This is a genomic window from Cyanothece sp. BG0011 (assembly GCF_003013815.1).
Taxonomy (GTDB): Bacteria; Cyanobacteriota; Cyanobacteriia; order Cyanobacteriales; family Microcystaceae; genus Crocosphaera.
Genome location: NZ_PRLH01000168.1, coordinates 1 through 7,863, shown reverse-complemented (window position 1 = coordinate 7,863; position 7,863 = coordinate 1). Strand labels below are relative to the sequence as shown.

Genomic DNA, 7,863 nt, shown 5'->3' with positions numbered 1-7,863 from the left:
CCTCCTACCTCAGACCAGTTTTGGATCTGACCTTGGAAAATATCTTTAACTTCGGTTGAGGTGAGACTTTTACGAAAAATTATTGTCAACCCCAACAACAACAGCGATCGCATCTTTGCTAATGGGGATAGCCACTAACCCTTGTTCTTGTTCTTGGGCTGTTAAGGGACGGGAAATGGCAGCAATGTTAATCTTATCTTCTAATAACGCTTTAAGACCATTGCTTGACCCTTGAGCATTGGTTAGAACCTGAACCCCAGGAAACTGCTGTTCAAAGCGATTTTTTAGGGCTTGATTGACTAATACCAGACTGGTAGACCCATCAATGGTCACGGTTGTTCCTTGGGGGACTGTTGTCGGGGGACTAAAGGCAGTCACCGAGGCAGGAGAAGGAGGAGGGGGTAACGTCGTGTTAGAACTTAACGGTTGATTTTTCGAGGCAGGAGAAGAGGTAAAATTATTGGAGTTATCTTGGGTTTGTCGAGTCAATAACCCGTATCCGGCCCCTAAAATGCCAAGGGTGAGGACCAGGGAAATAACCGTGATGAGGGTGTCTTTTTTTGATTCATAATTTCTTAAAAGAATGCTATTTTATTATAATTTTTTTTTAGCCCATAAGCTCAGAATAAAGTAAAATTGAAGGTGTTATAATTGAGGATAAGCCAATTCCTTTAACCGTAGCACAAGCCATTAAAATCCTACTATCTTAAAAGAATCAGAACCTGATAGAACTTTATATTTAGGGATTCCTGATGATAACTATAACTCGTTATTTCAAACACGATTTGTTCAAAAAATAATAATAGATTATCAATTAAGACTTATTATTTATCAACCAATAGAGGAGGTCATTAAACAATGGATAAGTTAGAAAAGTATAGCTCTGTTATACAAAAAATTTTGCAAGAGTATGCTAAGTTTGGCCAAGATCAAGATATTGAAACTGAATTGATTTTTGACACCATTAGACATCATTATCAAATCGTTAATGTGGGTTGGAAAAATGACAATTGGATTTATGGTTGTATTTTACATTTAGATATTAAGAATAATAAAATATGGATTCAACATAATGGAACGGAAATAGAAATAGGGGAAGAATTAGTTAAAAATGGTGTCCCTAAATCAGATATTGTGATTGGTTTTCATTCTCCTTTTAAACGACAATTTACGGAATATGCAGTTAATTAAGTAGTTATGTTGGGTTTCGTCCCTCAACCCAACCGACAAGATCAGCGATCGCTAATTTTTTGTCTAATTAGTTTTTCAATTTCTTTGATATCTTCAGGAGATTTTGCCATACCATAAGTATCAGAAGGTGCATCACAAGTATAACGATCTACAAAAGCTTGAAATGCGTTTTTATCGTCGGGATGCGAGATTAAATAAGCTCTTAGTTCAGGTTTTGTCATTTTCTCGAAATTAGGGGTCATTATAAAAATCTCCAAAGACCATTTTTGTATATCTCTATTTGTATGTCATCACCAGCTAAGATGAAGACGTTACCTGTTCTTTCATCTAATCTAACAATAAAAATAGGGGTAAAAGTATTGGTTAATGATTGACACAGTGTAATACACATTATGCCTTGTTCAGCCGTTGGTAAAATAATCTTACCTCACTTTTAATTATTTCTTTAGCTAATGATGCTAAAAAAGCGCACCTCAAATCTCAACCCAACCTACAAGATAGGCGATTATATTTTATATTTGAGGAGGTTGATTTTGCTGTGTTACCCTCATTAAAAATCGTAATGCTTCGTTAACTGCTTCTGCATTGGGGAACATTTCAGCAACGTCTTCATCTAAACGGATGATATGGCCTGCAAAGCTTTTTCTATTGCGACCAAATTTTCTGACTTTTAAACTGGTGAGATCATACTCTTCTCGTAAGTCATCATTAATGTTAGGGTTATCCTTGTTCATAAGCTTTTCTCTCTTGTGGTGTGACTTCTCTGGCACTAATAAGGCGAATCTTATTCCCTCTTTCAGTATAAGATAAAATCAGGATACGTCTTTGATTAGATTGTCCTACGATCAGATAACGTTCTTCATTTTCTGAGTGATCAGGATCGTAAAAATCAATGTATAAAGGATCATCAAAAATCGTTTTTGCTTCTTCAAAAGAAACACCATGTTTTGATAAGTTTTGTTTTGCTTTGTTTTTATCCCACTCAAATTGCATAATTGACTAAAGATTGTGATTATATTCCCTAAATTATCCTAAAAAAAAGGCAAAAAATAGCTATGTTGGGTTTCATCCCTCAACCCAACCTACAAGATCGGCCTACAAGCTCATAATCGAGTAAAATGGGGGTGTTATAATTGAGGATAAGTCAATTTCCCTAACCGTAGCACAAGCCATTAAATCGGTTGAAATTTGTCAAAGTCTCTCAGACCTTCATCAAGATATTGTTTTGTTTCGTTTTGATGATGTTAAAGAAGAGATTTATATCTTAGCTGGAAAAGATATTGAAGTAATTATTTACCCTAATGGAAATTGGGAGTTTTTACCAAATGAAATCTAATTTTGAGACAATGAGTAAGGCAGAATTGAGAGCCTATGTGTTAGAACATAAAGAAGATAAAGAAGCATTACGGGCTTTAATGAGTCGTCGTGATCCTAATGCTATTAAATACAATTTTCCTAATACGCAAGAAGGTAGAGAACAGATAAAAGAAGTTATTAAACGCAAAATTGAAGGGAGTTAGTAGGTTGGGTTAAACAAAGTGCAACCCAACCAATAGATGTAAAAGACAAGAAGGGTTATGTTGGGTTTCGTCTCTCAACCCAACCTACAAGATCAGCGATCAAACTACTGTTTTGATTGGCAATAGTAGAACTTTTTACCATCAAAATTGGATGATTACACCGAGGGGATATAATCAAGTCGAGCATCAAATCTAATTATCAATTAATGTTAAAAAGACTTGCTTTTTCTTGACTTGACATGGTATTCTATAAACAATGGAAAAGGTTTGTCCTTGTAACCTCTTGTTTTTGAGGAATAAAAGAGAAGAGATCAAACAATCTTTTATTAGGATTAATTCTGACTTTTTCTCAAGCTTTTTCAACTTCAGACAAAAAATTCAATTCTAATGACGTACTAGAAGAAAAATAAATTAATCATATTAAATTTGGAATGAATTAAAATGCTACCAATTAATAAATGTTTGACTTGTTCGGGTAATCTAGAAGAAAAAGAAGTTACTGAAATGGTACAAGGAGGTGGTAATACAGTTAGTTTAAAGGTAACAGCTTTAGTCTGTCAAAAATGTGGAGAACGCTATTATCATGCAGATATTATTAGAAAATTTGAAGAAATTAAAGCTAAATTAGAACGTCAAGAAACAGAAGATTTTACTTTAGTTGGTCAATCTTTTACCGTGAATTAGGTGCATTACATTGTCATTAATGCACCCTACAATATCTAAAAATGAAATCTTGGCGATCACAGAAAAAAACTTAATAAAAATTTAATACTATAATCTACACAGACTAGAACATATAAACTATACTATATTTAGTGCTTTTTGGAAAGCAAAACCCTATATATGGAGTTACTGACTAAATTATTATGTTAAAGGTTCACTTCTTGAATGTTGGTCATGGTGATTGTACTATTATTGAACATTCCAATGGCAACCTCACTGTAATTGATATTAACAATGCCAAGGATTTAGATATAACAACGCAACAAGAATTATCATTATTTTCTCAATTTTCTTTTCCTAACAATCAAAATAAATATGAAATAAATAGACAGAAATATACTTACTATGATAGTGTAACTGCTGTCAGAGGATATGATATTCAATTAACTAATCCAATTGAATTTTTGCAGAATAACTATTCTAACAAAAATATATTTCGTTATATACAAACTCATCCTGATCTAGATCATATGCGAGGTTTGTCAGCACTTTCTAAAACAGGTATTGAAATTATTAATTTTTGGGATCATCAGCATAATAAAAAACCTGATTTTAATTCTGATTCAGATCAAGAAAATTGGGAAGAGTATGAAAGGCTCAGAAATGGAAAAAGTAATGCTAAAGTATTGCATTTGTTTCGTGGTGATGAAGGTAACTATTGGACTGATGATAAACTAGAAATTCTTTCACCGACACCTAATTTAGTAAAAGAGGCTAATAATAAGAAAAACTGGAATGAGATGAGTTATGTCTTTAGACTTACTTATCAAGGTTATAATATTATCTTTGGTGGTGATGCAGAAAAGGATGCTTGGGATGAAATGGTTAACTTTTATGGTGACAATTTAAAATGTGATATCTTAAAAGCTAGTCATCATGGTCGAGATTCTGGATATCATCAACAAGCTGTCAAGCTTATGAAACCCCAATATACTATTGTATCAGTAGGGAAAAAACCAGAGACAGATGCCAGTAATAAATATCGACAATATAGTGATCATGTTTGGTCAACCCGTTGGCGTGGTAATATTACTTTAGAAATTGATACTAATGGTCAGGCAAATATTGATTCAGAGTATGATAGATAAAAATGAAAACTTTTGATTTTTACGAATTTACAGGAGTTTTAGTTCCAGGAACAGTTCTACTATTCAGTATTTCCTTATTGTATCCAAAGCTTGGGCTGATTGTTCAAGGAAAAGACTTTACGACAGGACAATTGGGACTCTTTATCATTTTATCTTATGTAGCAGGTCATTTATTACAGGGAATTGGAAATTTTTTAGAACAAATTTTTTGGAAATTTTTTCAAGGAATGCCTACAGACTGGATTAGACAAAAAAAGGGAAATATTTTATCAAATGCACAAATTTTGTCCCTAGAAAACCAGATTCATGATCAATTAAATTTAGAACAATCAGTTAAACTATCCGAGTTAAATCAAAAAGATTGGTTTAATTTTACACGACAAATTTATGTTGCAATTGATGCAGCCGATCGAAGTAAACGAGTTGATATTTTTAGTGGTAATTATGGCTTGTTTAGAGGAATTGCATCCGCATTTATTGCTTCATTAATGCTCTTCATCATTGAAAATGGTTTAAGTAATTGGAAAATATTATTATTATTATTGTTAGGAATCCTTATTTCATTACTTCGTATGTACCGATTTGGTAAACTCTATGCCAAAGAACTTTTTTTTCAGTTTATTCAGTTACCTAAACCTACAATAAAATCGAGTGATAGCACGAAAATCATTTATTGATAGAATTAGGGTGAGTCATGAAAAACCCACCCTAAACCATCAGAAACGAAACCTAATTAACAGTCGTTTCCTTCTCAATATTCCCCTTACTATGTCCATTTCCGTTGCCTATTTCTAACTGCCTGGCAGCTAAATATTGATACATTTGCCAACGGGTATTAACATCATTTTGCGCTTGTTTAAGCAGTTTTTTAGCAGCATCAGGTTTACTTCTAGCTAACATTTTGAAACGGTTCTCTTGATACATAGTCCGTTCAACGGGAAGCTTGGGACTTCTCATATCTAACTGTAAGGGGTTCTTTCCTTCTCCGACTAAGTCGGGATGATAACGATATAATAACCACCGTCCACTCTCGACTAACTCTTGTTGATGACTCATAGCCGTGGTCATATTGATACCGTGGGCGATACAGTGAGAATAGGCAATAATCAAAGATACACCCTCATAGGCTTCTGCTTCTAAAAAGGCTTTGATACTATGCTCATTCTTTGCACCCATAGCTACACTAGCCACATAAACGTTACCGTAAGTCATGGCCATTAACCCTAAGTCCTTCTTGGGTGAGGGTTTCCCTCCAGAGGCAAACTTGGCAACCGCAGCCCGAGGAGTGGCTTTAGACGCTTGTCCCCCGGTGTTAGAATAAACTTCCGTGTCCATGACCAAAATATTGACGTTGCGGCCACTGGCTAAGACATGGTCTAACCCACCATATCCAATATCATAGGCCCAACCGTCACCGCCGATGATCCAAACACTCTTTTTAACTAAATAGTCGGCGACAGACTGCAACATGGTAACTTTAGCTTGCATCGACTCATCTAAGTTACTGTTGCTTAACTCCCCTAAACGGTGTTTGAGGATAGCGACTCGTTCCCGTTGTTCAAAGATGTCGGCTTCATCTTTCTGTTGCGCGGTTAAAATGCCTGTAGCGAGGGTTTCTCCGATGTCAGAAGCAAGACTTTTGACTAACTCAGTGGCAAACTCTGCTTGTTTATCAATGGAAACACGGAACCCTAACCCGAATTCTGCGTTATCTTCAAAGAGTGAGTTAGACCAGGCCGGGCCCCGTCCTTCTTGGTTATGGGTCCAGGGTGTGGTGGGTAAGTTACCGCCATAGATAGAAGAACATCCCGTGGCGTTGGCTACCACCATGCGATCGCCGAATAACTGAGTGGCTAACTTAATATAAGGGGTTTCGCCACAGCCGGCACAGGCCCCGGAAAACTCAAATAAGGGTTCTTGCATCTGTTGATGGCTGATTTTGTTGAGTTTCAGGGTATTTCGGTCTGGGTTGGCAATAGAGAGGAAATAATCCCAGTTTTCTCGTTCTTGTTCCCTGATCGGTAACTGTGGGGCCATATTAATGGCTTTTAGTTTGGGTTGGGATTTATTTTTGGCCGGGCAAACATCAACGCAGATACCGCAACCGGTACAGTCTTCCGCTGCCACTTGGATGGTAAACTTAAGGTTCGTTTTCTTCCAGTCTAAGTCCTTGGCTGGCGCACTTTTGAAGCTGGCCGGGGCGTTAGTTAAGGCGGCTTCTTCATACACTTTAGACCGTATCACCGCATGGGGACAAACCAGAACACATTTACCACATTGAACGCAGACATCTTCATCCCAGACGGGGACTTCTTGGGCAACGTTGCGTTTTTCCCATTTTGCGGTCCCACTGGGGTAAGTACCATCACAGGGTAACGCGCTGACGGGGATGTCTTCCCCTTGTCGGGCCATCATTTTACCTAACACATCTCGAATGAATGCCGGGGCAGTATCTGGGATGGGATTATGGATGTCTCCGGCGTTTTCATCGATGGCGTTAGGTATGGTAACTTGATGGAGATGATCTAAAGCAGCGTCAACGGCTTTAATGTTCATCTGTACAATGTCTTCCCCTTTCTTGCCGTAGGTTTTGCGGATGTATTTTTTGATCTGGGCGATCGCTTCTTCTCTGGGGAGTACATTGGCAAGGGCAAAAAAGCATACTTGCATGACGGTGTTTATTCTGCCACCCATCCCTGCATTTCTGGCCACTTCATAGGCGTTGATAACATAAACATTGATGTTTTTGTTAATAATATGGTCTTGCACCAGACGGGGTAACTGTTGCCACACATAGTCGGGTTGGTAGGGACTATTGATCAGAAAGGTTGCTCCTTCAATGGCGGGTTCTAAAAGGTCAAATTTTTCTAAAAATTCCCATTGATGACAAGCAATAAAGTTGGCTTTCGTGACTAAGTAAGTGGACTTGATCGGGTTGGGTCCAAAGCGCAGGTGAGAGACAGTAACAGAGCCGGATTTTTTGGAGTCGTAAACGAAATATCCTTGAGCATAGTTATCGGTTTCTTCTCCAATAATTTTAATGGAGTTTTGTTAGCACCGACGGTTCCATCTGAGCCTAACCCATAGAAAATTGCCCTCACCACATTGTCGGGTTCGGTAGAAAAGTTGGCATCATACTCAAGACTGGTATGGCTGAGATCATCGTTAATACCGATAGTAAAATGATTTTTGGGGTGATCTAAAGCTAAGTTATCAAACACCCTTTAACCATAGCCGAGGTAAACTCTTTTGAAGATAAACCATAGCGTCCCCCAACGATTTTTGGTAAGGGCATTTCTTGATAACATTCCATCAACCCTGTTACCACATCAAGATATAAC

At 37.1% G+C, this 7,863-nt stretch carries 10 protein-coding genes and 1 pseudogene; 6 read left to right on the top strand and 5 right to left on the bottom strand.

Annotated features, from left to right (window positions below; genetic code table 11):
• Nucleotides 1-69 precede the first annotated feature (69 nt).
• Complete coding sequence (locus C4E06_RS21540) at nucleotides 70-489, bottom strand: substrate-binding domain-containing protein (RefSeq protein ID WP_198648925.1); 420 nt, start codon at nucleotides 487-489, stop codon at nucleotides 70-72.
• A 214-nt stretch (nucleotides 490-703) separates the two neighbouring features.
• Here C4E06_RS21540 and C4E06_RS29720 point away from each other — a divergent pair, with 214 nt between their 5' ends.
• Together C4E06_RS29720 and C4E06_RS21530 are read left to right on the top strand one after the other, a co-directional pair.
• Complete coding sequence (locus C4E06_RS29720) at nucleotides 704-871, top strand: element excision factor XisH family protein (protein ID WP_198648927.1); 168 nt, start codon at nucleotides 704-706, stop codon at nucleotides 869-871.
• The gene (locus C4E06_RS21530) at nucleotides 859-1,191 is read left to right on the top strand and encodes a XisI protein (protein WP_107670465.1); all 333 of its coding nucleotides are present in this window, start codon (nucleotides 859-861) and stop codon (nucleotides 1,189-1,191) included. Before C4E06_RS29720 ends, C4E06_RS21530 begins: the two co-directional genes overlap by 13 nt.
• 41 nt (nucleotides 1,192-1,232) lie before the next feature.
• Here the strand turns inward: C4E06_RS21530 and C4E06_RS21525 are convergent, their stop codons facing one another.
• The 3 genes from C4E06_RS21525 to C4E06_RS21515 all read right to left on the bottom strand — a co-directional run bounded on the left by C4E06_RS21525 (nucleotide 1,233) and on the right by C4E06_RS21515 (nucleotide 2,184).
• On the bottom strand, nucleotides 1,233-1,433 hold the full coding sequence (locus C4E06_RS21525) for a hypothetical protein (RefSeq protein WP_198648924.1): 201 nt from the start codon (nucleotides 1,431-1,433) through the stop codon (nucleotides 1,233-1,235).
• 270 nt (nucleotides 1,434-1,703) lie between these two features.
• On the bottom strand, nucleotides 1,704-1,925 hold the full coding sequence (locus C4E06_RS21520) for a hypothetical protein (RefSeq protein ID WP_107670464.1): 222 nt from the start codon (nucleotides 1,923-1,925) through the stop codon (nucleotides 1,704-1,706).
• Nucleotides 1,912-2,184 carry a BrnT family toxin gene (locus C4E06_RS21515; RefSeq protein ID WP_107670463.1) on the bottom strand — a complete coding sequence of 91 codons (273 nt, stop codon included), beginning with the start codon at nucleotides 2,182-2,184 and terminating at the stop codon, nucleotides 1,912-1,914. The genes C4E06_RS21520 and C4E06_RS21515 overlap by 14 nt, the downstream gene beginning before the upstream one ends.
• Nucleotides 2,185-2,516: 332 nt before the next feature.
• Here C4E06_RS21515 and C4E06_RS21505 point away from each other — a divergent pair, with 332 nt between their 5' ends.
• The 4 genes from C4E06_RS21505 (at nucleotide 2,517) to C4E06_RS21490 (ending at nucleotide 5,199) form a co-directional block, all read left to right on the top strand.
• The gene (locus C4E06_RS21505) at nucleotides 2,517-2,711 is read left to right on the top strand and encodes a hypothetical protein (RefSeq protein ID WP_107670461.1); all 195 of its coding nucleotides are present in this window, start codon (nucleotides 2,517-2,519) and stop codon (nucleotides 2,709-2,711) included.
• A gap of 441 nt (nucleotides 2,712-3,152) precedes the next feature.
• Complete coding sequence (locus tag C4E06_RS21500; RefSeq protein WP_107670460.1) at nucleotides 3,153-3,395, top strand: YgiT-type zinc finger protein; 243 nt, start codon at nucleotides 3,153-3,155, stop codon at nucleotides 3,393-3,395.
• Between the two features lie 182 nt (nucleotides 3,396-3,577).
• A complete protein-coding gene (locus tag C4E06_RS21495) occupies nucleotides 3,578-4,522 on the top strand; it encodes a ComEC/Rec2 family competence protein (RefSeq protein ID WP_107670459.1) in 945 nt (314 codons plus the stop codon).
• A 2-nt stretch (nucleotides 4,523-4,524) separates the two neighbouring features.
• Nucleotides 4,525-5,199 carry a hypothetical protein gene (locus C4E06_RS21490; RefSeq protein WP_107670458.1) on the top strand — a complete coding sequence of 225 codons (675 nt, stop codon included), beginning with the start codon at nucleotides 4,525-4,527 and terminating at the stop codon, nucleotides 5,197-5,199.
• A 52-nt stretch (nucleotides 5,200-5,251) separates the two neighbouring features.
• Here C4E06_RS21490 and nifJ read toward each other — a convergent pair.
• Nucleotides 5,252-7,863, bottom strand: a pseudogene (gene nifJ / locus C4E06_RS21485) (pyruvate:ferredoxin (flavodoxin) oxidoreductase); the annotation flags it as partial.

Excerpts from the sequence above, each read along its gene's own strand:
- C4E06_RS21530 (WP_107670465.1), top strand. The coding sequence starts at position 859 with ATGGATAAGTTAGAAAAGTATAGCTCTGTTATACAAAAAATTTTGCAA.
- C4E06_RS21525 (WP_198648924.1), bottom strand. The coding sequence starts at position 1,433 with ATGACCCCTAATTTCGAGAAAATGACAAAACCTGAACTAAGAGCTTAT.
- C4E06_RS21520 (WP_107670464.1), bottom strand. The coding sequence starts at position 1,925 with ATGAACAAGGATAACCCTAACATTAATGATGACTTACGAGAAGAGTAT.
- C4E06_RS21515 (WP_107670463.1), bottom strand. The coding sequence starts at position 2,184 with ATGCAATTTGAGTGGGATAAAAACAAAGCAAAACAAAACTTATCAAAA.
- C4E06_RS21505 (WP_107670461.1), top strand. The coding sequence starts at position 2,517 with ATGAAATCTAATTTTGAGACAATGAGTAAGGCAGAATTGAGAGCCTAT.
- C4E06_RS21500 (WP_107670460.1), top strand. The coding sequence starts at position 3,153 with ATGCTACCAATTAATAAATGTTTGACTTGTTCGGGTAATCTAGAAGAA.
- C4E06_RS21495 (WP_107670459.1), top strand. The coding sequence starts at position 3,578 with ATGTTAAAGGTTCACTTCTTGAATGTTGGTCATGGTGATTGTACTATT.
- C4E06_RS21490 (WP_107670458.1), top strand. The coding sequence starts at position 4,525 with ATGAAAACTTTTGATTTTTACGAATTTACAGGAGTTTTAGTTCCAGGA.